This window comes from Paenibacillus sp. B46(2026) (genome assembly GCF_056786355.1).
Genome location: NZ_CM165907.1, coordinates 6,033,034 through 6,059,839, shown reverse-complemented (window position 1 = coordinate 6,059,839; position 26,806 = coordinate 6,033,034). Strand labels below are relative to the sequence as shown.

The window sequence follows — 26,806 nt, the reverse complement described above, 5'->3', positions numbered from 1 at the left end:
GCTAGGAGGCGAAGAAGCGTGGCGCCATTCACAATCATGGATATCAAATTGCTGTGCGGAGTCACGGCATTTAAGCGGGGAGAAGATTACAACCTGTCTGGCAGGGTGACCAATCTGGTGGTCAGTGAGGATGAGCGTCATTACAATGCTGTAGTCCGAGGCACCAAACGATATAAAGTAACGGTGGATCTGGATGAAACGGGCGAGATTGAAGCTTATTGCAACTGTCCCGCGTATGGAAATTATTATGACTATTGTAAACATGTCGCGGCTGTACTGCTGGCAATCCACGAACGGGCGGAAGAACTGGGAGACCACTCAGCGAACAATGAGGAGGGAAAGAAGGTCGGAAAGGCTGATGACGGGAAAAGGAAAGAATCATCCCAATTCGATTCCAGGCGGGACACTACCTCTGGTCCAGGCACTATTTCCAGAGTGGGTACACTGGTCGAAGAGAGTCATTGGGAGCGTCCTGATTCGTCTGCCAATTCCGCTCAGCAGCTTAATACTGCTTCGAAACCCACGGCGTCTCCATTCTCCCAGGCAGGTCGTCCAAGCTCAGCTTCGGGTTGGGGTCGCTCAGCAGATAAACCTTCTTACCGTACAGCGGATCAGATTCTGTCGATGTTTGCCAAGGATCGGAGACCTCTGCATGGCAATGACCGTAAATACACCGCTCCTGTCACCCGCTCCTCCCTGCGGGAAGAATTGCAGGTTCAGTTTATATGCAAGCTGATACAAGTTCACAAGGGTGGCGGGAAACTCGCTCTTGAATTGAAAGTGGGTAACAAACGTCTGTATGTGGTGCAGAAAGTGAAGCAATTCCTGAACTGCATCGAGAAGGGCGAACCGATGTCATTTACCAAACTGTTCCACTATGATCCACTGATGCATGTTTTCACTCCGCAGGATCAGGCCATTCTCTCAATGCTCATTCGAATGAGGCAGAGTGAAGAGGCCTATCGCCAATCCATCTCCGGTTATCTGGGAGCTTCGGACGGACGGGATATATTAATCGCTCCGCTCGTATGGAAGCCACTGCTGGAATTACTACTACAGGCTGACAGCCGGATGGAGGGCACGGGATTTGCCAATGGACCACTTACGCTGGGTGAGGGCGTACTGCCTTTGTTTTACCGGATTGCCCAGGGAACGAATGAAGGATATCAGCTTGAAATTTCCGGACTGCGTGAACTAATTCTTCTTCCTGCCTATGATGCCGCCGTGGTGGAAGGACAGTTGCACATGTTGGAGCCTATGCAGATGCGAAGTCTGGAGGACTTGAGTGGGGCGCTCACTTCATATGGGATCAAGGAAAGTATTGATATTTCGACCCAGCAGGTGGATGAGTTTGTTCAACATGTCGTGCCAGAACTGCGTACGCTCGGACATCTGTCCATTGATTCGCAGGTGCGTGAACAGATCGCGGAACCGGAACTTTCACCGAAGCTGTACATCGACTTCTATCGTGAACGTATTACAGCACGTCTGGAATTCGACTATGAGGTCATGGTTATTAATCCGCTGGCAGAGTATTTGATAGATGAAGAAGAGAAAAAGGTTATTTTGGTGCGTGATCGATACAAAGAACGGAATCTGATTGAACGGCTTGATCGATCCTTTCTCGAAAGGGATGGTAGTGTCTGGGCGAGCGAACGGGAAGATGCAATATATGATGTCATGTATCATCTGTTGCCTGAGCTTGAGAAGCAGGTAGACATCTATATGCCGAACGCCGTGAAGGCTATGATGCAATCCTCTTCCAAACCTCCGAAAGTCCGGGCAGACTTGGGGAAGGGGCTCGACTGGCTGGAGATTTCATTCGAGATGGAAGGTGTGGACGAGCAGGAGCTTCAGGAACTCATGCGCCGCATTGTGGAAAAGAAACCGTATTTCCGTCTCAAGAGTGGTGTCTTTCTCTCGCTTGAAAATGAAGGTGCAGACAGCTTCGCTCACATGGCCGATTCACTCGGACTGGGAGCAGATGACATCAAGAGCAGCCATATCCGGCTTCCGGCTGTTCGGGCATTACAATTGCCAGGCAGAGATGAAGTTTCAGGTCATGTGAAGTGGGGAGGCTCTCTGAAACGTTTCCTTGATGATCTCCGAGATCCCGAGCGGATGGATTTTGCATTGCCAGAAGCTCTCACTCCCATCCTGCGGGATTATCAGAACAGTGGATACCAGTGGCTGCGTACCCTCGCCTATTATCGTTTTGGCGGGATTCTGGCGGATGATATGGGACTTGGCAAAACATTGCAAAGCATCGCCTATATTACAGCGGTGCTTCAGGAAAAGCCCGAGTACAATATTGACCATACGGACGTTAATAAATACCGGGAGAGCGGATCGCTATGGGGGAGTACAACGGAGACTACTGCCGGCATCGACCCCGAAACTGGTCTCCCATTGGATAAGATGGCCTCAGAGAATACGGACGGCCTATGGTCCACGATGCAGCAGGATGGACTGACGATCCGAACGAGGGTCATTCATCCTCCGGTACTTGTCGTGGTGCCTGCCTCGCTAACCTATAACTGGGCTAATGAGTTTGCGCGGTTCGCCCCGCATCTGAAAGTCCTGATCGCTGCCGGTCAGAAAGAAGAACGAGCCAGCATGCTTTCAGGCATGGATGAGGCAGATGTGATTGTGACGTCGTATCCTCTGTTGAGACGGGATTTGGACACCTACCTGGGCCGAACATTCCATACACTCATTCTGGATGAAGCTCAGGCGATCAAAAATGCTTCTTCCCAGACCGCGCAGGCAGTGAAACAAATTCAGGCCCCACGTCGTTTTGCACTCACAGGAACGCCTGTAGAGAACTCGCTGGATGAATTATGGTCCATTTTTGAAGCGGTATTTCCTGGGTTATTTCCGAGTTACAGAAGATTCCGCGACCTTCCTCCGGAACGGATCTCGCGGATGGTACGTCCGTTTATTCTGCGCCGCCTGAAGAAGGATGTGCTGGAGGAGTTGCCTGATCGAATTGAAACGGTACAGCGGTCAGAGCTCACGGTTGAACAGAAGAAACTGTACGCCGCGTACCTCTCCGAGCTTCAGGATGAAGCATCAAAGGATATGGAGGATAACGGATTCCAGAAGAATCGTATCAAAATTTTGGCTGGCATCACGCGTTTGCGTCAGTTGTGTTGTCATCCGGCCCTCTTTGTTGAAGGATATCAAGGCGATTCCGGGAAAATGGAACAGTTGCTTGAAACGGTCGAGGATTGTTTGGCTTCAGGCAAACGAATTCTCATCTTCTCCCAATTTGCGAGCATGTTGAACCTGATTCGTCAGACGCTGGCTGCACAGGGAAGAACCCTGTTCTATCTTGATGGTCAGACCCCTGCGCAGAGCCGTGTCGAGATGTGCCACAGATTTAATGAGGGCGAAGCTGAACTGTTCTTAATCTCCCTGAAAGCAGGAGGTACCGGACTAAATTTAACAGGGGCAGATACCGTTATATTATATGATCTATGGTGGAATCCCGCGGTGGAAGAACAGGCGATTGGCCGTGCCCATCGCATGGGACAGAAACAAGTGGTGCAAGTCATCCGCCTGGTTACCGAAGGTACGATCGAAGAGAAGATTTTGGAACTCCAGCAGCGGAAGAAGGACTTAATTGCCGAAGTGATCGAACCGGGAGATGGGGGATCAACGACCTTATCCGAACAGGATATCCGCGAATTGTTGATGGTATAATGAAGTCCAAGCATCCTAGCAATATGAATCATTAAATATATGAATCTATACAAGTTGGACTAATCATTTACACGAGAAACGTAGAGGACAGAAAAAGGCTGGAGAAGCGGAGCGTTCGCCTAAAAGCTTTCTGAAAGAAAGCTGCATCGGAAGCATACGCTATCCCCAGATTTTCACCTTTGTAAAAGTGAATTAAAAAATCTGGGGATAACAGCGATCGGAAGGTTGTTCTGTCATCGGAGTAGTAAGTGTAAATATGCTTTAGTTCAACTTGTTTAGCAAAAGGAGTGGGTTCGTATGCGTATTCGCAAAGCGATTATTCCAGCCGCAGGGCTGGGTACCCGGTTTCTGCCTGCCACCAAGGCGATGCCCAAGGAAATGCTACCCATCGTGGACAAGCCAACGATCCAGTACATTATTGAAGAAGCTGTCGCTTCAGGCATTGAAGATATCATTATTGTGACAGGTAAAGGGAAGCGGGCCATTGAAGATCACTTCGACTACTCTTTTGAGCTGGAGCAGAATCTAGCGGATAAACAGAAATGGGACTTGCTGAACGAAGTCCGCAAACCCTCCGAGATGGCAGACATTCATTATATCCGTCAAAAGGAACCAAAGGGACTTGGTCACGCCATTTGGTGTGCCCGTAAGTTTATCGGCAATGAACCTTTTGCCGTCCTGTTAGGGGACGATATTGTAGAAGCGGAACATCCCTGCCTGAAGCAGATGATCGATGTCTACGATGAACTGCAATCTCCGATTGTTGGTGTACAGCCTGTTGATTGGAGCGAGGTGTCCCGTTACGGGATTGTGGATGGAGAGTTGTTGACCCCTACCGATGATCGTGTCTTTCGTGCGCGCCGCTTAATTGAGAAACCGAAGACCGAAGATTCGCCCTCGAACCTGGCCATTATGGGACGTTATATTCTTACACCGGATATCTTTGAGATCCTGGGTCAGCAATCGGCTGGCGTCGGAGGAGAAATTCAGCTCACAGATGCCTTGTCCCGATTGAACGAACAACGGCAGATTCTCGCATATCATTTTGATGGACTGCGTCATGATGTTGGCGAGAAGTTAGGTTTTATTGAAACGTCCATACATTATGCGTTGCAACGCCCGGACCTTCGGGAGGATTTGTTGAAGTATTTAAAGAAGATAACAGAATCGAACTAACACATCCCTAATGAATTAGATCACAAAAAAGGTTTGCCCTTTGATGAGGGCAAACCTTTTTTGTGTGTGGAATTATTGAGGACCACTAGTGCATTTTGTTATTAGAAATTCAGTTCTGCTATCTGTTTAATCTCGTCTGCTTCGTTAGGTGCGACAGCGATAAGCTTATCATATATAGCTTGATCTTGTTGCCCATCTTTAGTTAGGGCCGCAAGGTACCAACGAGCAATTTCACGGTTGGTAGCATCGGTCAGATCTTCTGCAATTCCACCCTTAAGGATAGTAGCGGCTCCAGCTGAATCGTTTAACATGAATTTCATTTTCCCTGCGTTCAGAATCATTGTTGGAGTCAGCTCGAACGGCTGTCCTTGAAGCTGTCCATCAGGGAGAGTCTGTAGATGTTCTACTCCATCAACAACATGCTGATAGGCTTCCAGACCTGAAGTGAAATAAGATTCCTTCTTAGCTGTATCGCCTTGTCCAAGCGCTTGATATCCTAGATCGAATGAACGGGTGATTAACTGCTCATACCATTCCATATTCCAGACGTAGTTAGCGGCGTACTCTTTTTGGAGAGCATAGGCTGCATCATAATCTGCTCTTAGATCATATAAATGTATCAGTTGGATTACTATACTCTTATTATATGGTTCAGCTACATTGCCTCTTTGAAGTAGTTCAAGAGAAGTGTTATAGAACTGGTCGTCCTTAGTTTGCTCATAGCCTTGTTTATACAAGGAAGAGAGTGTTAGCAATGAATCAGTATGTGTACTACGAATGGATAAATCTTTTTCTAATGCAGCTTTTATCTCTTGGAAGTCCTGGCTATTTTGAGCGACCTCTTTGGCTATTTTCGCATATTGATTTGCTTGTAAAAATCGTACCGATACAATCAAGAGTAGTATTATAGAAATTCCAGCAATCGTGGTATAGATTCCTCTAGCTGTACTAGGGCTTACTTTTAAACGTTGAACAGGTCGTGGTTCAATCGCTGCAGCCATGCCTCCAAACCCGATAAACACCAGCATGCCGATGAAGACGTAACTCATATTGAAATCGAGAAGACTCAATACCAGAATAGTCATGGACAAAATGAAAAATACAAAATGTGACTCTCTTTCGTTTTCGTCTCTTCGCAAGTAGCTGCGAACGAATTGATAGAAGATATACAGAATAAATGACATGAAAATGATAAATCCGATAATTCCGACTTCAACCAGGTACTGCATGAAGAAGTTATGCGCTTGTGCACTAACATATGGATTGTTCTGATACTTTTCATACAGTACGGTCCAAGCCCCACCACCTGCACCAATCAATGGGTAATCTGCAATGACCTTGGCAGCATCTTTGTAGAAGGTGATTCGTTCCAGGACACTGTGCTGCTGGAAGTTGATGTTTTCCAGACGCGTACTGATACTATCAGGCAAAATGTTGCGAACGCTGGTACCCAACAGCAACACTGCTGCGATAATGGCGAGCAGCGCTGAGCCGAGCGGGATCCACAGGCTTGAGCCTTTACGTTTACCCCAGGTATGGAGCTTTGTTTCCAACTTGGGAGCGATCCAACGTTGAATAGCCCAGATGATGATTGCGACAACTATGGATGCTGCAACCAGATAGATCCAACCTTTGGCTGCAAGTTCAGCAGTGAACTTTTGCTGCAATTCGAGTCCGGCCGTATTGACTGGATTCAAGATAGCTAATGTTCCTATTCCTGAAATAACAAGATAAATGAACCATAAGATTTGTTTTGCTGGTTTAAGCAACAACAGGATGATCACGAAAACGATTGGCATCATTACAAGACCTGTACGCGACAATGTAAGCAACAGGGACAGCAAGATGGGAACAAGCATAAAACCATGAAACATCTGCATGTACACTTTTCTTGTGCGGATCAGACTAAAGATGCTAATGAACAGAAAAGCCATCAAAAACGCTGCATATGTATTCGGGTACTGGAATACAGATGCAAGCCGTGGACCGTTAGAATCATTCCATATCGCTTGGTTGTATACCCCATTAACTACGCCTGAAGAGAACCAACCGACTAACTTACCCGTAAAACTGAAGGCTCCCAGCCAATTCAATAGACCAAATCCGACAATTATATATGCAAGTCCTATTAAGGAAGATTGTATGACATGATTGATTTGTTTGTTCTGGAGCAGGTACATCGTCATGACGAACAACATTGCATAAATACACTGAATCAAGATCATGTTAACTGCTAAGTAATTAGAGGCTGCATTAATAAGCGATAGCATGTAAGTAATTGGCAATAGAATAACGACTAATTTGAGCCAATCTCGTTGGGAGTCTAGTGTGATAGTTTTGTAGTAGACCAAAGTCCATATGATGAACAGGAAGGTTGTAATCATGAGCGCCCAATAAATAGGCCCCTCAAATTGAAGTAATTGTCCGTTAAATAACGCAACTTGAAATGACGACCAGAGTAAAAAAAAGATAAGTCCTATGGTAAGAGTCCATAGCAGCGGCGAAGTTGAGCGGGAACTGGTCTTGTTCGACGTCTTTATTTTTTTTCCGTATACTTGATTCGACAAAGTATGATTCTCCTTTTCTCATATTGACAAAAATGCTGATGAATTTAGATATTATACTGAACGTATTATCTATTTGTAGATCTATTTGTAGTCACTTCTTACGCCATCAAGACAGACTTTAAAACTGCTTACTTGTAAAAAATCTAATTAAGCATTTTTTGTGATTTTTTCAGAACCGATTGAACTGAAAGATGTGGACTTTATCGAGATTTATTTCGATTGATATTTCTCACATATTTCAACTGCTGGTCCAATTTCTTTAACTTGTCCTTGATCCAACCATAGAACTCGATCACACATGCTTTTCATTTGTTCTATAGAGTGAGATACAAATAATACGGTAGTTCCGGAGGTCATGAGAGATTTCATTTTAGCCTCAGACTTTTCCTTGAATTTATAATCCCCCACAGACAGTACTTCATCCACGATTAAAATTTCAGGTTTAACCAGTGTAGCAATTGAAAATCCCAATCGAGCTTTCATACCGGATGAGTAATTTTTCAAAGGTGTATTTATGAATTTCTCCAGTTCTGAAAATTCAATGATTTCATCAACCTTTTGTTGAATGAATTTTTTTGAATATCCTAGGTAGAGTGCGTTAAGGTAAATATTCTCTAGACCGGATAATTCACCATTAAATCCTCCCCCGAGCTCAAGTAGAGGAACTAAAGAACCGTTACGCTCAATTGATCCAGAGGTAGGTTTCATGACTCCTGCAACTATTTTTAACAGAGTACTTTTTCCAGCTCCATTCAAACCTACAATACCAAAGACTTCTCCCTTATCAACATTAAAATTAATATCATTCAATGCTTCAAATTCTTCATAAGTGACTTTTCGTTTCAAACTATTAACGAAGAATTCTTTCAAAGAGTTAACTTTACCGCCAATTATCCTATACTTCATGGAGACGTGTTCTACTCTTATTGCAATATCCATTAGTTCAACCCCATTCAGTTACAAATAAAATATGAATTTATCCTGTTTCTTATAAAATAGGAAAAGCCCAAAGGCCACGAAAAAGAGAGAGTACAATAAATTAAAGATGTGATCGTTTATCGATGGAATAGTATTATATATCAATATATCTCTGAACATTTCTGTCGTTGTAAATACAGGATTAAACTGGATGATTGGTAATAGTTGATCAGGTATAATGGTTGCTGGATAGAAAATTGCCGAAGTATACATAATGATTACCAGAGCCAGTGAATATAAATGTTGTAAGTCTCTGAAAAATACATAAATTGTAGTTAAAATTAATCCGATACCTACACTAAACAGCAACATGTATAAAAGAGGGAATACAAACAATAAATTAATTGTAGTGAATTGTATTCCGCTTACTATCATAACTGGAATTATTGACAACATTGCAAGTAATGTGTTTATAAAGGAAGAACCTACTTTTGATATGGGAAAAAAGTACTTAGGAACGTAGATTTTCTTTATTAAAGCAGCGTTCGAAACAATTGACTGCATAGCATAATTTGTTGTTTCAGAAAAGCAAGAATACATTAATCTACCGGTTAGGACATACAATGCAAAGTGCTCAATGTTACTTGAAAAAAGTTCTTGAAAGATCAATGTCAACACGATCATAAACAAAAGAGGATTTAAAAAGCTCCACAAAATACCCAAGAGTGAATTTTTGTATTTTAATTGAATGTCTCTTTTTATAATTTCAATGATGAGGTCTTTATATTTTATAAAATTTTTTATATAAATTGTCATTAGTATCTCCTTGCTTAAATTTCAAAAATAGTTTAAATTACTTGCTAGCTTTTCAGCCATGGACCTAGAATTTATATCCTCGTTCGGGGGTAATTTCGAATGGGGATCATTCAGGCCAAAGTTTTGAGAGTCTAGATATCTTAGTTTGCTTTTTATTAAAGTATCAATTGACTTCCGTTTTTCTCCATAAAGATCAATTATATTCTTTTGAACAATCAATAGATCTATTAGGGTAACATAGATATAATCATTATCAGAATAAACAAGTTCATTATTATGATAGGATATTTTATAGAAGAGATCCCCACTATCTTGAATCCAGAATGTGTAGGTCAGATCGATAGCTTTTAATATTGATAATGCAACCATAGAGTAAGCCTCTTTATTGGAAACATCTTCCTTAAATAGAATAGAAAATAGATAATTTATAATCCCTAATTGGTGATTAAGACTAGAATGAGTTAAACTGGCATTATCATTCAATGAGAAATAATCTGGAATATAATAAGCACCTTCTTCAACTAATAAGAGAGAATTTGACTCTGAGTAGCTCACTAAAAAATCAGCATATCTGAGATAGAAGTTATGAAGTTCCTCAAAAGGTAAGATTTTTTTGGAATCTTGAATGACTAAAGCAAACGTTTCATTCAATCTAGTATCAATGTAAGGTGCTCTAATTGAGAAATCTTTCTTTAGCCAAGTTGAGGTATATTCGGTTAAAAATAGCCCCTTATGATGCGGCCTGTATCCAAAAACTTGGATTACTGCATTATAGACTAAATCAAAGAAAAAACGATCTTTATCATTGTTGTAATAACGGAGAAGCACCTTCTTTGACATATGATGAAGACTTACACCGTATGCATCTTTATCGAAGGGTTCGATTGAATAAGGTAACTTAGTATAGGTACCTTCAGGAGTTATCCACATATTGAAGCGGACATCGTTATTCTCTACAGAAATTCCAGCATCGGTAAAGTAAGAGGTCAACGTTTGTTTGGAAGCAAACAATGAATGCTCACTTAACAATAAAAACTGGTCCATATTTTTCCCCGCTGGTATTTGCAATAAAACATTTAAGTGAACTGCGGAATCTTCTTGCTTATATCTAATATCATTAGTTTCGCAAATTAATTTTTTTGTTTTACTTTTAGTTAAATCTTCGTACAATAAATTATTATTTAAATAGACAATTCCTTTTGAGATGAAAACATCTGCAGTATCAGAGGAAAGGAATAAGCTTGGTAAGGTTAATTTATTTTCCCCGTATCTGTTACTATAGGAAGGTGCACGATAATAATTACTGAGATCCTCAGCTACACAGTCCTTAGTGTTTGTGAACACTAAGGAAAATTTTATAGTCTGTTTTTTTTCAGAGTAATTTTCAATATTGAAAAAAACGAAACGATCTCCATTACTAAGTTCACGCTCAGTAAGTTTAAGTTGAAATCTTTCTGTTCTATCACTAAATGTTTGAATTACATCTTTGTGATGCGAGAGTATGGATTTTATTTTTGAGCCACCCGATAGCTCCTCTGAGGATTCAAAATAATAATTAATTTTCTTGGATAGTTTTCCGGAGTATATTTTGTATTTTTCGATACTATTAGGAAGTATGATGTTTTGCATGCTTCACCTCTGTTTTAGAAAACAAATTTTTGGTTCTAATTTTTCTGCAAAAAATTACGATTAATTAACTTTTTATATTCTTTTACGACATTATTAATATCATAGGATGTAATAAACTCTGTAGCTATGGTAGTCATTTCTTCATATTGATTACTTTCATTTAGTGACAGAATTTTATCTGCAATTTCTGAAGCAGTGGACATTAGGTATTCACGAGGATAGATATACTCGACTCCTGGCCAAGATAATAAGAGCGCTATACTTCCAGAAGCCATTCCTTCAGCAGGAGCAAGATGGAAACTCTCCAAATCACTAGTAGATATGACATAACCAATTGATTTCAAATATTCAGAGCTATCCTGCCAGCCTGCAAAAACAACTGATGTTTCCAAAAATGGATTATTGTTAATTTTGGTATAAATATCTTCATAATATTTCCGTTCATTGTCTAGCTTCCAGAGCCATGATACTTCTTCGGGTTTGTGACCGAGAACATGCAATTGGTATCTCGGATTTTTTTTATTTAATTGTTCCAAAATCTCAACACCTAAATCCAATCTCTTCAAAGATGGAAGGGCACCCATAATGGCAATGTTAAATTGTGAACCTGTGAGCTTGTTATTTTTAAATTTTTTTATGTCCACGTAGTTAGGAATTAGTTTCATTTTAGAACGAGGGAGCTGGAACTTTTCAATAAATTTCTCGTAATATAAAGCACTTACTGTAATATAGGCATCTACATTTTTCTTTTCGATCTCCATGCCAAACTCTCTGGTAAGTTCAAATCGATGCATACGAATGAACAATATTTGATCAGGGCGCTTATTTTTAGAGTACCACACAGCGTTACCTAACATCCACTCACATAAAATGATATCAGTCCATTTCAATAGTTGAATACTTCTTTCTGTATCATGGGTATCATGGCCAGTCCATTCATCGATTTTGACTTCATAATTTTTCATTAAATATGGGAGCAATGGTTTTATAAATTTCAAGTCATAACCATTAACTAATAATCTTTTTTTAGAATTTTGAACAAAAAGATTAAAATCATTATTCAAGATACTATCACAGATTTCTTGCAATCTTCTTGGTAAGTTCATCATCGGAATAATGTAAGACACTTTCTTCAGAAATTTATGAAGTCTTTCAAAGTCATTTTGTGGAATCTTTCCGTCAGAATAATTTCGGATGCTCTCGAGTACAGATCTAAATCCAATAGGAAGTCGGGATTTATAATAATCTATATTTATAGTGCTTAATATTTTTTGTGTATTTTCCCAAACCGTAATATGGTCATTCAACTCTTTAGATCCATAGGATTGAGTGCTGGATAAGTTATGAATTTCATCCCTTTTCATGTAATCAAAAATGCATTTATCAATATAAGATATTTTGGTAGTATTGACATAACATTTGCTCAAAAAAAGCGTATCTTCACCCATTCTAATTTCTTCGTCAAAGAATATTTCGTTTTCAGTAAGAAATTTTTTGTTGTAAATTCCCATTATGGTAGAGCTTTGTTTTGAAACAAAAGTTTGTATTAGGTCTTGTTTGGACATCGTGGAAACAGAAGGTAAATCTAATCTATTTGCTATAAATTTTCTGTTTTCCTTTACTACCTGTAAGTAGCCTCTTACGATGTCTAAGTTGTCTTCTTGTACTGCACTATAGAGTTGTTGGCATGAGTGTTCGTGAAGGATATCGTCACTATCAAGAAATATAATATAGTCAGATTGAGCTTTTCTGATACCAAGATTTCTCGGCTTTGAAGGACTTCCAGAATTCTCTTGTAATTGGTATAGTTTTATATTTTCGTAATAAGATACGTAAGTATTAATTATTTCAACCGAATTATCTGTGGATTTATCGTCTACTAGAATGATTTCGATTTTATTGAAATCCATTGTTTGATTTAATATGGAAGAAACAGTTTTTCTTATTTTATAGGCTGCGTTGTATACAGGGATAATAACACTAACGTTGTACATTTTTTGCACCTGCTTAAATATTTATTTTCACTTGCTCTTCTATGATATTTGTTTCAGGATATAAGATGTTATAATGATCGATATTAAATAGCTGATAACCTATTTTATGCAAATAGCTAAGTGAATTAAAATCATTTGAAAATACATCAAGGAAACGTAAAGCTGATTTCGGAAACATGGATGCATTTAATGAACCATGGCTTACATATTGATACTGTGACTGTGATGGATCTTTCACAACAATCAATTCTTGGTTTAAATATTTGTAACTAAGCATCATATCAGAAAGGTAATGGTTTCCGTAGTAATATTTTGAATTTAGTAGGGAGAAATAATCAATGTTCTCCATAAAATCTTCTAAAGTCACTTTATAATTAGTAATCATATTTAAATCAGTGATAAATACTGATTCATCACTGTACTTCCTTAACCATTCTGATGTAATCATACTGTCATGCATAATGTTTATAATTAGTAACTTCTTATTTTGGTAAGTTTGTTGACTGAATAAGGAAATTGCAGTTAATAATTCGTTCTCTTCGCTTACTTTGACTATTGCTAACACTGAAGGATCTTTTTTTAGGGGGACAAAACCAATTTGTTCCAATATATAGTGTAAGCGATCGTTATAAGTGTGATATTTCAATACATAACGCAATGCTTTTAATTTCAAAGCGTTGTGATCAACCGCATCAAGACGTTGTAACGTGTTTTGGTTGTAAATTGGATCATCAGGTTTAAACATGAAAACTAAATCACCGAAAACTTCATCCATACCTTTGGAGTAATTACTAATGACTGTAGTATTAGAAGCGATTAATTCGAAAACTCTACGGGCAAACATTGTTTTTGAGTTGGTTTCAGTATTAATATTAATAGCATAATATGAACCCTTATAAGCTTTATCAATCTGTGAATATGGTAGCGAAGGTTGAATATTTTTCTTGTAATTGGATGGAAAAGTATGGTTTTCATCATCGCTATAATAGTGTCTATCATATATAACTAGCTCCCGACTATTTTCTAAAAGTAAGTTGAATAAGCTTTCCATTGCGGTACATCTGTCAGGGTGTTGTTTGTAATAACTTCCGGCAAAAACAAATTTATCAGTTCTTTGATATACATCTATAGGATTAAATTGTGCTGGTTGAACGGCAAACATTAATGGATAAATATTGGAATGACCATATTCTGATTTATAACGATCTACACATTCGTATGCAGTTGTGAAAATGTAGTCGAATTTCAAAGCTGTATCGATAAAATTATGAACTTTATCTTCGTAGTGAGACGGATCCTCTTTATTCCAAAAAACCGTCTTTATTTTGTTTGTTTTGCAATACTGCAGTATTTCTAGCAGTTCGGTCCTATTTTCACTTTTAAAGTTAATACTACTATATACTTTACCTTTCCACTCACGTTTCGATGAATCTTTACCACTCCAAGCCGATTCGCAAAAAAATACACGAGGTTTCTCTCTAATCATAGTTTCTTTCCAATTGCTTGGAGAAAGATAGATAAGGTGACATTCATTTTTAAAACTTTCATAAGTGAATTCATCAGCAATCATTGCGATTTTAAGTTTCTTAAGGTCTTGAATTTGTGGATTATAATTATCAATCTCTTGATAGACACAGGAAGATTCGATTGTTACAGGCTTCAAAACAAGATTTTTTAGTTTAAAAGAACCTTTGCCTTTGATTCTCAAGGCAATTCGAATGCTATCATATAATGCCAAAGATAGCTTTTGAGTTGAATTTAGGGGGATAACGAAAATATCACTCTTTTTTTTGTTTTTATAGGTAATAATGTAAAGTTCAACTTTTGCTAATTCTAAGATGTTGCCATAAAATTCGATTGCTAATTCGTATGGCAATTCCGTAAATATAGAATTCTTAGGACTGAGTTCAAAACTATTGTTCTGCTCCTGAAAGGATAAATAAGAAGTTATATCTTCTGTAATAACGAGTGATTCATTCTGGATCAACAAACTTGGGCTTGATGAGAACCACTCTTTTTCATGGAATAAACTTATTTCTTTTTTTTCTGTCAGTGCAATTAGAGCTCTTTCTTCCTCGTTTAAATGGTTGATACGTTTTAAGATATGTTGAATATTCAATATTTAACATCCTACCTTTTCTTGTTTTTTATATATTTATATTTTTTTAAAATTGGAACCAAGATCTTCCCAGGTAAAGAATTTTTTAATCTTAAATAGCGTGCCTCAAGGAGCTGATAGTACGAATGCATGTTTTTAATCTCATGCAGAAGCTGCTTTTCAGCTTTAATATGACCTAGTAACCTGGTTTGCAAATCCTGCTTATCTAATTTAGTTTGTTTAAGCAATGATTCTAATTCTTCAACAGTACTAGAATGCATTTTTAATTCAGTTGATATAGTCTCTCGTTCTAAATGAATTTCATGTAATTTATTCGTGATTTCTAAAACAACTGCATATAGTTCTTCAGTTGAATAATCCTCCTTTTCTGGAGCATCATTCATGTTATATAGATTCAATAGAGGGTGTTCAGCAATGTTTTTGAAGGTTTTGTAAAATAGTGTTGATGTAGTGAGTTCCCTGTTACTTTCTTTTTCAAACGCTGAAATCTTCTCTTTGGAAGAAGTTAACCAATTATTAAGGTTCCATTTATCTTTAGTTAACTCATTATTTTGATGCACCATATTTTTTTTGAAATTGATTAGGGCGGATATGCGTTGTGTTTGATCCTTTACTTTTACATAAATGAAGTTGAAGTTATTTTTCTCTACAAGTTCATATTCTAACTCTGATAGGAAGTGATCTACTTGATTGAAATTCTCATTTATTTCAATCCATATCGTTGGTGAAGATTTTTCAAGTATATTGATCATTCCTTGTAGAACGTCAAGTTCATAACCTTCCACATCAATTTTCACTAAATTCGGCCGTTTATAATTTTCTTCATCAATGGGAATTACACTAATATCACCTTCAGGGTCATCATATAATCTACACTCTCCCATATTATTCTCGTTAATTTTCACAGAAGTTTTTTTCCTACTCTTACCTACAGCGACATTGTGTAGTATTACATTGTTTAAATTGTTACTTTCCACATTTTTCTGGAGCAGGTCAAAATTAGCGGGAACAGGTTCAAATGCATAGATTGTCTCGGGATTCATATATTTGCTGAAATATAATGTGTGATTCCCAATATTTGCGCCGATATCATAAATCACAGGGTTTGGAGTAACATACTTTTCAATTGATGTTAACTCTTTGCTCTCATAGAATGAACGTGTTTTCTTTAAAGTTGTGAAGATATATTCATTTCTGAGTCCCCAGAAAATAGTTCCATCCATTAAAGAAGTCGATTCGTAATTTTGGACTGTCAAGATACTTCCTCCCTGATTAAGACCGAAAATGCGTTAGCACTCACAGTGAACTACTAGTAGACAAAATGTCGTTTTTTGTTCGTACGTACGTCGAATCACCTAAAAGTTGAACTTTAAACCCGAAATCCTTCCACTGTTTTATATCAATGATATTTCGTGTGTCAAAAATAACTTTAGTGCGCATAAATCTTGATACTGTTTCCGGTGAGAGAGCTTTAAACTCATCATGATCAGTTAGTATAAGTAAAATGTCCGCATTCTCTATACATTGTTCAAATGTCTCTACTTTTAAAGTATGTTCCTGTTTAATGTGTGGATCAAAGACTGCAACAGTTGAAAAGTCTTTGAGCGCATTAACAACAGTTAATGCAGGGCTTTCCCTCATATCATCAACATTTCCTTTAAAGGCTAGCCCAAGAACAGCTATTTTAGGAGTGGATGTTTCTTTAAGTAACTCTTTGGTTAGTTTAGCCACATATAAAGGCATCTGATCGTTTATTTCTCTTGAAGTACCAACAATTTTGGCAAGGCTAGGTGCTTGCTCATAAATAAACCAGGGATCAACTGCTATGCAATGGCCACCGACCCCAGGGCCTGGTTTGTGGATGTTCACTCTAGGATGATAATTGGCAAGATTAATTGCTTCCCAAACGTTGAAACCTATAGATTGAGCAATCATCGCCAGTTCGTTGGCTAGGGCAATGTTTACGTCTCTATAGGTGTTTTCCATTAATTTTACCATTTCAGCAGTAGTAGCATCAGTGGGATGCATTCTACCTTTAACAAATTGGCTATAGAGTTCTATTGTCATCTCCGTTGATTTGTCATTTATACCACCGATAACCCGATCATTGCTAATCAACTCTTCTAATAATTTTCCAGGAAGGACCCGCTCTGGTGAATGTGAGACAAATAGATCTTCACCAATTTCCAATCCACTTTGAGACAATATAGGGATAAGAGTATCCTCTACGGTTCTTGGTGGAACTGTTGATTCCAATACAACCAAGGCTCCGGGTTTCAAGTAAGGTAATAAAGCTATAGTAGCTGATTCGACATAGCTTAGGTCAGCCGTCTTATCTGATGTAATTGGAGTGGGGACAGAAATAATATAAACATCAGATGTTGTAGGGGCTGTACCGAAAGTTAAACTCTTTGTTAATACGACTGAGTCCAGCATTTCCTGTAGTCCAGGCTCTTCAATGTGTATTTCTCCTTTAGCTAGTTTAGATATAACTAATGGATTAACGTCTACTCCGTGAACTTTCATTCCATGTTTTGCAAAAGTAATTGCTGTAGGTAAACCAATATATCCCATACCTATTACACATATTGTCTTCATAAATTTTACGTGCTCCTTTTTATGCTATATTAAGAGTAGTTTTCTTAGCGAGAAATTTAGAATCATCACAAAAAACGAGTATTTTCAACAAAAGTTTCTTTACTACAATACCATAATTCCAATGCTTTATGTGTGAGGGATAGCTGAATTTCTGCTAAGTCATAAACGTTAGTAATGTTAGTTCTTAGATATTACTTTGAATGAAGGTGAAATTATGAATGAAATAATTGAATGGCTGAATCTAAACATTGAAGGAAACAGCCTTTTAGAAATAGGGGAATTGCGAGATAATAATGCAGTTATTTCAAAAATTTCTTTTAACTATGTAGAAATGTCCCATATAGAAAAAAGATTTCAAAAGGTTATAACCGACGTTAATAGAGAAATATGGTTCGACAATGTTATTTACGACTTGAAATTATTAAAACAATTGAACTTGGAAAAAATCAAAAGATATTTTCATGAACAGACAAGTATATATCTAATTGCAACGTTTAATAAAAAAGAAACAACAATTAAGGTCGTTAAAATATTAGAGGAAATAAGGGATCTGAGAATCCATGGAGTTGTAGTTTTTGAAGATGCTATAGTCTTTACCGGGAGATTCTGCAACGATTTCAAGGATAACTTTTCCAAATTAGAACTCGAAGAAAGAAATAACGAATTGCTAGAAAGAATTCGAAGTGAGAGAGAAACTTTGTTAAAGTACAGGGATGCTGTAATAGCTTTTAAAGAATTGGAAGCGAAATATGAAAATGTGAAAAAAAAATATAATCTATTAAGTAATGCTAAATTAGCCAAGCTTACTTTGAAGTATTGGAAGTACAAGAAAAGAATTCCAGACGGATTTTGATTTTTAGAAAGGATAAATATGGATATTAATTATGTGAATGACAAACTTATAGAGCTGGATCTTGCTGAAGCTAAACTGCTGAAAGGTCATGGTTACAAAAAAATAGATGATATGGACTCCAAATCCTACTTTAAAAGGAGAAGTATCCAACATGTTAGCGAACTTAAAATGGCATGCATAATGGATGAGTTCACATTCAATTCCTTTAACCCCGAATGTATTGTTAAGCAATTAACCCCTAATCAGTGGAGAAAGGAATTGGAATCATTTAATCCTGATTTTTTTTTCCTGGAATCAGCTTGGGGAGGAAAAGATCAACTTTGGAATACACAAATATCTTATTTCAGTGAAGGGTTACTTGAATTGCTGACGTACTGCAAAAAGCACAACATTCCAACTGTTTTTTGGAATAAAGAGGATCCTGTCCATTTTGAGACTTTTATATCAGTAGCTAAGCATGTTGATTTCGTATTCACTACAGATATAGATTGTATCAGATCCTATAAACAGCAGTTAGGACATGATAGAGTCTTCTTATTGCCTTTTGCGGCTCAAACTAAATATCATAATCCAGTAGAGTTGCATCAACGGGAGAACAAGTTTTCCTTTGCGGGAGCTTATTACAGACGTTATCCAGAGAGAGTAAAGGATTTTGAAAGCATAGTTAATACTATTGGTAGGAATAAAACTGAAGATTTGGATATTTTTGATCGAAATTTCAGAAATAAAAAATCTCCTTATAAATTTCCGAGGAAGTACTCTAAATTCATTAGAGGGAATCTGAGTCCAAGTGAAATTAGCAAGGCTTACAAAGGTTATCGCTATAGTATTAATATGAACTCTGTAAAGCAATCTCAAAGTATGTGTGCACGAAGAGTGTTTGAACTATTAGCATCCAATACTGTCGTCATCAGTAACTATTCCAGAGCGGTACGCAATATGTTTGGTGATTTGGTCATCTGTACTGATGATGAAACAAGTTTGGAACAACAACTTGGAAAATTATCTTCAGATTCTTACTACAACAAATTTAGGTTGCTCGGATTGAGAAAGGTTCTTTTGGAACACACTTATCATGAGAGACTAATATATTTAATCAATACAATATATAAAAATAAATACGAGATTAAAAATGGTAGCATTGCGGTGATAAGTAGCGTCAAAAGTAAGGAAGATTTCGAGCATGTAGTAAATAGTTATAATAAGCAATCATATCAAGAAACAAAATTGTTCCTCATTACGAATATGAAGTTATATTTCGATACGCCTGCTTTACCTAAAGGTATTGAATTTGTGGAAAGAGCAGATGAGCTTTTTTTTGATAGGTTAAAATGTAATTTTAGTTATATAACTTTTTTTTCGAATCAAGATTATTATGGAGAGAACTATCTATTAGATTTGTGGCTTGGCTATAAATATACTGATTATTCTGTAATAACAAAGGGAATGTATTATTATCAAGAAAACGGGGAAACCATTTGTGAAGGAGAGCACAAAACCTACATCGAGGTTGAGCAAGCTCATGTTAGGAGGAGCTTATTAAAATCGATGGACTTTTCGTGTAGGGAACTTGAGGATTTAAGTTATTCAATAGAAGATGCTACCTTTAGAATTCCTAGTTTTTCAATAGATGAATTTAATTACTGTATGGATTATTCTGAAATAGAATGTGATATCGTGGATGATATTAGATGTAGGGATTCTGGAGTTTCTATGGAGAAGCTGCTTAATGCGACCAATAGAATTCCTAATGAAAGATCGCTAGGTTTCAAAACTGATACTTGTGAAACAGAATTGAAGGGGACATTCGTAGGGAAGTCTAACATTCTGCTTGTTGCAGACCATTATCCCAATTACGATGACTTGTATAGATATGCTTTTGTCCACAATAGAATTATTGAGTATAAAAAAAGAGGCCTCCTTGTTGATGTCTTCAAAATAAATGAAAAATATCCCGACTGCTATTATGAATTCGATGGTATAGATGTTTCATCCGGATATTCACTGACCATCAATAACGCTCTTTTATATGGAGAATTTGATACTGTCCTGATACATTTCTTATCGGAGAAATTATGGGATTCTATTAAAGATAACATTAGAGGGAAGAGGGTATTAATTTGGGTTCATGGATCTGACATCCAAACATGGTGGCGAAGAGATTATAATTATTCTACGTCTGAACAAATTAAAGAGGCAAAGATCGCAACAGAAAATAAATTGAAATTCTGGAGGGGTTTATTCGAAATCGCTCAAACCAAGATAGACTATAATATGCATTTTATATTTGTGTCCAGATACTTGGCAAGTACTTCTTTTGAGGATATTGGAATTAGACTCGAAGAAGAAAGGTACAGTGTTATTCACAATTTTATAAATGGTGAGAATTTTGGCTACGTTGAAAAATCTCCTGAAATGCGTAAGAGGGTCCTCACTATCAGGCCGTTTAATGATCTAACATATGCTAACGACCTTACAATAAAAGCGATCATCAAATTATCTAAAGAGCCTTTTTTTAAAGAATTGCATTTTCATATTGTAGGCAGAGGAACGTTATTTAAAGATCTTACAAGACCGCTAAAGAAATTCAAAAATGTTACTCTTGATGAAAGATTTTTAAGAACAGAAGAAATTTCCCGCATGCATAAAGATAACGGTATATTTTTAGTGCCTACACGCATGGATAGCCAAGGTGTATCACGAGATGAGTCGATGTCATCTGGGCTAGTACCTATCACTACTAGAGTTGCTGCTGTACCTGAATTTGTAGATGATACTTGTGGAATTTTGGTAGCTGGTGAGAATTACGAGGGTTTAGCTAAGGGAATAAAAACATTGTACAATGATCCTCAATTATTTAACCTATTGTCCAAGAATGCTGCTGAACGTGTTCGAAACCAGAGCGGGTATAGTTCAACTATACAGAAAGAATTACATCTGATACAAAACAAAAATAATTAAATAATGGAAAAGGAAGTTGATGTCTGATCGAAAATAAAACTGCATATATAATGCATGTTGACTGGAACTGGATCAAACAACGTCCGCATTTTTTATTTGAGGAATTAACGAAATCTTGCTCCATAGATTTGTTCTATGTGAAGAAACTAATCGACAAAAATGCTAAAAAAATAAGTAATCCAAAGGTTACTTACTCACAAACGGACACTTTCGTTTTGCGAAAATTACCCTTATCCGCTCGTTCTTCCATAGTTCGTTGGTTTGAACAGAGGGTTAATTCTTCACTTTTAAAAAAGTTGTTGATTGATTATCAGATAATATGGGTTACTTCGCCAATCATTTTAGATTTTATTCCGGTCAGCGTGCTTGCTAACAAAATAGTGATCTACGACTGCATGGATGACTTTACGGGATTTTACTCAGCCAGTCCTTTATGGATGCAAAAAGATGCAACCGAAAAAGAACAGAAATTAATTAGGAACTCGGATTTTATTTTTGCATCTTCAGAGTATTTGAAGAATAAAATTATTATGAATTATAGGGATGACTATAGAAGAGAACCATTTGTTATTAATAATGGGATCAGTGCTGGACTTCTGGAATTAGATATTTCTGATTACCAGAATGAAGAGAGGAAAAATGAGGGTTTCAATTTAACCTATATAGGGACTGTTGGAGATTGGTTTGATTTTGATTTGATCATAAAAGTTTTAGAACGATTTAAAAGTATTACTGTCACCTTAATAGGGCCAATAGATACGGAAATTGCTGATCACCCTCGGTTAACTATGCTTGGACCAGTTGATCATCATACTTTACCTAAATATGGTGTTAACGCAGATGCTCTTGTCATGCCCTTTAAATTAAGTGAATTGATTCGCTCTGTAGATCCTGTGAAAATATATGAATATATTAAATTTGAGAAACCTATTATAGCAGTAAAGTATGAGGAAATGGACAAGTTCGGTTCTTTCGTAAATCTATATTCAGATGAAAGAGAATTATTCAGAATTATTGAAGATCTCATGTCAGGTAAACTAAGGAAGATTGAAACAAAGGAAGGGCGTTCATTTCTCAATTCACATACTTGGGAAATGAGAGTAATGCAGATACATGAAATAGTAAAAGAGTATGTTGAAATTTAAATTTCATTTATATGGGAAGGTTGGTTATATGTGAAAGCTATAATTCTTGCTGGCGGGACAGGATCCCGCCTTTTTCCTTTAACTAAGGTAACTAATAAGCACTTGCTTCCTGTAGGAAAGTATCCGATGATCTTCCATTCTGCATATAAATTGAAACAAGCTGGCCTTACCGACATCATGGTGATTACCGGCAAAGAACATATGGGAGACGTTGTTAATCTTTTAGGTAGCGGAAGTGATATAGGTGTCTCATTCACATATCGAGTTCAAGATGAAGCAGGAGGAATAGCTCAAGCGCTTGGATTGGCAGAACAATTTACAGGTGATGACCAAATGGTGGTTATCCTGGGTGATAACGTGTTCGAGGACGACATTACAGAGTATGTGACCAATTTCCGCGAGCAAAAATCCGGAGCTAAAATATTGATACAAGAAGTCGACGATCCTCATCGCTTCGGAGTGCCCGAGTTACACGGCGATCGCATCGTATCCATTGAAGAAAAACCGCAGAAACCCAAAAGCAAATATGCGGTAACAGGCATATATATGTTTGATAGCGAAGTCTTCAAGATCATTAAAACATTAAAGCCTTCTGCAAGAGGCGAATTGGAAATCACAGACGTAAACAATGTATATATCGATCAAGGAAATCTTACCTACGATATACTTAAGGGTTGGTGGACAGACGCAGGTACTCACGCGTCGTTGGCAAGGGCCAATGAATTGGCGCGAGATATTGCATTCGGTGACGAGTTCGGGAAGTTAAAGTTATAGAAGAGAAGGGATGGCGAAAACATTGAAGATCACTCCTTCTAAGCTGACAGGCGCCTGTTTGATTGAACCGGTGGTTCATGGGGATCACCGGGGTTTTTTTATGGAAAGTTACAATGAGCAGCTCATGAATCAACAAGGAATCAACTGCAAGTTTATTCAGGATAACCAATCCTTATCTGCTCAGCCCGGTGTGTTGCGCGGATTGCACTACCAACTTAACCCTAAAGCACAAACCAAGTTGATTCGGGTTATTTCCGGTGCGATTTACGATGTTATCGTGGACATTCGTCAAGGATCACCCACCTTCGGACAGTGGGAGGGTTTCATCCTGAGTGAACATAATCACCGTCAGTTACTAGTACCTAAAGGGTTTGCTCATGGCTTTTGTACTCTGGTACCAAATACCCAAGTCTTGTACAAAGTGGACGAATACTATTCCCCGGAGAACGATCGCGGCATATTATGGAGTGACCCGGCTCTTGGAATTGATTGGCCTACATCTAGTCCGACTTTGTCAGAAAAAGACCAAAGGCATCGTTTACTTCAAGATGCGGAGATCAATTTTAATTTCGAAGTGAAGTAATTAGGAGGTTCCAACACTATGAAACTGCTCGTTACCGGCGGGGCCGGTTTTATTGGAAGTAATTTTGTGATGTATATGTTGGAGCAGCATCCTGATTACGAAATTATTAATGTAGATGCTCTGACGTATGCAGGTAATCTAGAAAACTTGAAATCACTTGAAGGCAACAAAAACCATACTTTTGTCAAAGCAGACATTACAGATGCTGCCGAGATGGATCGCCTGATTGGCCAAGGTGTGGACGTTGTCGTTAACTTTGCAGCCGAATCTCATGTAGACCGCAGCATTTTGGAACCGGATGTGTTTGTACGAACGAATGTGAATGGTACCCAAGCACTGCTTGAGGCAGCCAAAAAACACAATATCTCCAAATTCGTTCAAGTATCAACGGATGAGGTGTATGGCTCGCTTGGCCCAACAGGTCTCTTTACAGAAGAGACTCCATTACAACCGAACAGTCCTTATTCGGCATCCAAAGCTGGTGGAGACTTGCTTGTGCGCGCATATCATGAAACTTTTGGTTTGCCCGTAAATATCACACGTTGTTCCAACAACTACGGCCCGTACCAGTTTCCTGAGAAGCTAATCCCACTTATGATCTCCCGTGCCCTTGCTGATGAAGCCTTGCCTGTGTATGGAGATGGATTAAACATCCGGGACTGGCTCTATGTTGAAGACCACTGTAGTGCCATTGACTTGGTGATTCATCAAGGACGTAACGGTGAAGTATACAACATCGGTGGCAATAATGAACGAACTAATGTGCACATTGTGAAAACCATTTTGGAGCAACTTGGTAAGCCAGAATCCTTAATCAAATACGTGCAAGACCGGCCGGGGCATGACCGCAGATATGGCATCGACCCGACGAAGACGATGTCTGAACTCGGCTGGAAGCCGAAGCATACGTTTGAAACCGGGATCAAGGAGACCATTCAATGGTACCTGGATAACAAGGAATGGTGGACCCGTATTCAATCTGGAGTGTATCAACAGTACTATGCCAAGCAATATGGCTCTCGATTGGGAGACGTGAAGTAATGAAGGTTTTGGTTACGGGAGCAAACGGACAATTGGGACGGGATGTCGTTCTTCTTTTGGAGAAGGAGGGGCATTCTGTTCTTGCTTGTGATCGGGATCGGATGGATATTACCAATCAGGCACAGTGTAACGAAGTCATCTCCTCCTATCATCCTGAAGTGGTCATTCATTGTGCATCTTATACAGCGGTAGATGCAGCGGAGATGGATATCGATGGTGCATATAAGGTGAATGCGGTAGGAACACGCAATGTTGCTGTAGCGGCAGAAAGAGCAGGAGCTAAACTAATTTATATTAGTACGGACTATGTATTTGATGGCAACTCGTTAAATCCCTATCAGGAATACGATGATACGAACCCGCAAAGTGTGTATGGCAAGTCCAAACGAGCAGGAGAATTACTGGTACAGTCGTTGTCCTCCAAATGGTTTGTTGTGCGTACTTCTTGGGTTTACGGCCTTTACGGGAATAATTTTGTCAAAACGATGCTGAAGCTGGGTCAGGAAAAACCAAAGTTACAGGTAGTACATGACCAAAAAGGGTCACCTACGTATACTGTAGATTTGGCAGGATTCCTTATGGAACTCATGGCTACAGAAATGTATGGAATATATCACGCCTCCAATAGTGGCACCTGTACATGGTATGAATTTACTCAGGCTATATTTGAGGAGGCTCAAACCACTGGAGGGGTATCCATTCAAGCAAAATTGGAACCTTGCACAACCGAACAGTTTCCCAGACCGGCTCCTAGGCCCGTCAATTCAGTTATGGACCACATGTCCATTCGGACAAATGGCTTGACGGATTTCCGCTCATGGCGGGACGGACTAAAAGAGTTTATTTGTTCCTTGTCGGAAACTAAATAAGTATAACATTCCTTTTAGGTAACTCTCGCTCTGGTATTTCTGGGCGGGAGTTTTCGTATATAATGAAGAAAAGTTAATTTTTGAGGTGAAACGTGAACCAGCCTAAAGTATGTGTCATGCTTTCTACATATAATGGAGCAAAGTATATTGATGAACAACTCAAAAGCCTTCTCGCACAGAGTCAGGTAGACCTTCACATTCATATCAGAGATGATGGTTCTTCCGATGAAACTGTCCAGAAAGTTCGTGGGTATGCCAAGGCATATCGGGATCAGATTCGTATGATTGAAGGTGAAAATGTAGGCGTAATCGGAAGTTTTTTTGAATTAATGCGTCAAACGCAGCCTATATACGACTTCTATGCATTTTGTGATCAAGACGATGTATGGAAGCCGTACAAACTGAGTAGAGCTGTTACGAAATTGCAGTCCGGGCCATTAGACGTACCGCTGATGTATTGTTCTTCTACACAAATGGTAGATCAGGATTTGAACTATCTGAACGTATGGCCTCATCTGCCTCCAAAGCTGCTCAGCATGTATAATGCTCTGGTAGAAAACTGTTGTGTTGGTTGTACCATGGTCTTGAACCCAGTCACATTCGAGCAGATCAGGGCGAATGTCCCTTCTGATCTAACTCACATCATCATGCATGATTGGTGGATATATCTTTTTGTTAGCTCTTTTGGTGAAGTGATTTTTGATGAAGAACCAACCATTTTGTATCGGCAACATCAAGGGAATGTTCTTGGCGGGAGCAATGATAAATGGTTTATAAAATGGAAGAACAGGTGGAACCGTTTCGTGAATGGAAAGAATCATTCAATTTTGAGTAATCAAGCGAGATTATTCTTGGAACTCTATAGGGATAAGTTACATTCGCATCAGCAAAAGAACTTGCAACATTTTTTAAACCAACTGGATTGCAATGGAGTAAAGAGAATTGGTTATGCGGTTAACATGCCCTTTTATCGTCAGGCATTTTTAGATGACGTTGTTCTTAAGCTTATATACGTGTTGAGGAAAGTATAAACTCTAGATATTACCCCTGATCCCCAC

The 26,806-nt window shown here is 38.3% G+C and carries 18 protein-coding genes; 10 read left to right on the top strand and 8 right to left on the bottom strand.

The genetic code is table 11. The features are described 5' to 3' along the window. The first annotated feature begins 18 nt into the window (after positions 1-18). Complete coding sequence (locus AC1S8V_RS26905; protein WP_482071420.1) at positions 19-3,705, top strand: DEAD/DEAH box helicase; 3,687 nt, start codon at positions 19-21, stop codon at positions 3,703-3,705. 297 nt (positions 3,706-4,002) lie between these two features. Next, the gene (gene galU / locus AC1S8V_RS26900) at positions 4,003-4,881 is read left to right on the top strand and encodes a UTP--glucose-1-phosphate uridylyltransferase GalU (protein WP_145324293.1); all 879 of its coding nucleotides are present in this window, start codon (positions 4,003-4,005) and stop codon (positions 4,879-4,881) included. Positions 4,882-4,982: 101 nt separating this feature from the next. Here the strand turns inward: galU and AC1S8V_RS26895 are convergent, their stop codons facing one another. The 8 genes from AC1S8V_RS26895 to AC1S8V_RS26860 form a co-directional block, all read right to left on the bottom strand. Then, entirely contained in the window at positions 4,983-7,448 is a 2,466-nt protein-coding gene (locus tag AC1S8V_RS26895; protein WP_482071419.1) for an O-antigen ligase family protein, read from the bottom strand. Positions 7,449-7,658: 210 nt separating this feature from the next. Then, the gene (locus AC1S8V_RS26890; protein WP_482071418.1) at positions 7,659-8,387 is read right to left on the bottom strand and encodes an ABC transporter ATP-binding protein; all 729 of its coding nucleotides are present in this window, start codon (positions 8,385-8,387) and stop codon (positions 7,659-7,661) included. 18 nt (positions 8,388-8,405) lie between these two features. After that, complete coding sequence (locus tag AC1S8V_RS26885) at positions 8,406-9,182, bottom strand: ABC transporter permease (RefSeq protein WP_482071417.1); 777 nt, start codon at positions 9,180-9,182, stop codon at positions 8,406-8,408. Positions 9,183-9,203: 21 nt separating this feature from the next. Continuing rightward, a complete protein-coding gene (locus tag AC1S8V_RS26880) occupies positions 9,204-10,811 on the bottom strand; it encodes a hypothetical protein (RefSeq protein WP_482071416.1) in 1,608 nt (535 codons plus the stop codon). A gap of 35 nt (positions 10,812-10,846) precedes the next feature. After that, complete coding sequence (locus AC1S8V_RS26875) at positions 10,847-12,805, bottom strand: glycosyltransferase (protein ID WP_482071415.1); 1,959 nt, start codon at positions 12,803-12,805, stop codon at positions 10,847-10,849. A gap of 13 nt (positions 12,806-12,818) precedes the next feature. After that, on the bottom strand, positions 12,819-14,924 hold the full coding sequence (locus AC1S8V_RS26870) for a CgeB family protein (RefSeq protein WP_482071414.1): 2,106 nt from the start codon (positions 14,922-14,924) through the stop codon (positions 12,819-12,821). 11 nt (positions 14,925-14,935) lie between these two features. Next, positions 14,936-16,180: an FkbM family methyltransferase gene (locus AC1S8V_RS26865; RefSeq protein ID WP_482071413.1), complete on the bottom strand. Its 1,245-nt coding sequence runs from the start codon at positions 16,178-16,180 to the stop codon at positions 14,936-14,938. Positions 16,181-16,220: 40 nt separating this feature from the next. Beyond that, complete coding sequence (locus AC1S8V_RS26860) at positions 16,221-17,522, bottom strand: nucleotide sugar dehydrogenase (RefSeq protein WP_482071412.1); 1,302 nt, start codon at positions 17,520-17,522, stop codon at positions 16,221-16,223. Positions 17,523-17,736: 214 nt separating this feature from the next. Between AC1S8V_RS26860 and AC1S8V_RS26855 the strand changes: the two genes are divergently transcribed. The 8 genes from AC1S8V_RS26855 (at position 17,737) to AC1S8V_RS26820 (ending at position 26,779) form a co-directional block, all read left to right on the top strand. Beyond that, a complete protein-coding gene (locus AC1S8V_RS26855; RefSeq protein WP_482071411.1) occupies positions 17,737-18,375 on the top strand; it encodes a hypothetical protein in 639 nt (212 codons plus the stop codon). A gap of 33 nt (positions 18,376-18,408) precedes the next feature. Continuing rightward, a complete protein-coding gene (locus AC1S8V_RS26850) occupies positions 18,409-21,336 on the top strand; it encodes a glycosyltransferase family protein (protein WP_482071410.1) in 2,928 nt (975 codons plus the stop codon). 50 nt (positions 21,337-21,386) lie between these two features. Beyond that, a complete protein-coding gene (locus tag AC1S8V_RS26845) occupies positions 21,387-22,481 on the top strand; it encodes a glycosyltransferase family protein (RefSeq protein WP_482071409.1) in 1,095 nt (364 codons plus the stop codon). 30 nt (positions 22,482-22,511) lie between these two features. Further along, positions 22,512-23,255, top strand: coding sequence for a sugar phosphate nucleotidyltransferase (locus tag AC1S8V_RS26840; protein WP_482071408.1), 744 nt, complete (start codon positions 22,512-22,514; stop codon positions 23,253-23,255). A gap of 10 nt (positions 23,256-23,265) precedes the next feature. Then, the gene (rfbC, locus tag AC1S8V_RS26835) at positions 23,266-23,838 is read left to right on the top strand and encodes a dTDP-4-dehydrorhamnose 3,5-epimerase (protein WP_482071407.1); all 573 of its coding nucleotides are present in this window, start codon (positions 23,266-23,268) and stop codon (positions 23,836-23,838) included. A gap of 18 nt (positions 23,839-23,856) precedes the next feature. Beyond that, entirely contained in the window at positions 23,857-24,879 is a 1,023-nt protein-coding gene (rfbB, locus tag AC1S8V_RS26830) for a dTDP-glucose 4,6-dehydratase (RefSeq protein WP_482071406.1), read from the top strand. Then, entirely contained in the window at positions 24,879-25,748 is an 870-nt protein-coding gene (rfbD, locus tag AC1S8V_RS26825; RefSeq protein WP_482071405.1) for a dTDP-4-dehydrorhamnose reductase, read from the top strand. The genes rfbB and rfbD overlap by 1 nt, the downstream gene beginning before the upstream one ends. Before the next feature lie 92 nt (positions 25,749-25,840). Beyond that, positions 25,841-26,779 carry a glycosyltransferase family 2 protein gene (locus AC1S8V_RS26820; RefSeq protein WP_482071404.1) on the top strand — a complete coding sequence of 313 codons (939 nt, stop codon included), beginning with the start codon at positions 25,841-25,843 and terminating at the stop codon, positions 26,777-26,779. The last annotated feature ends 27 nt before the right edge of the window (positions 26,780-26,806 follow it).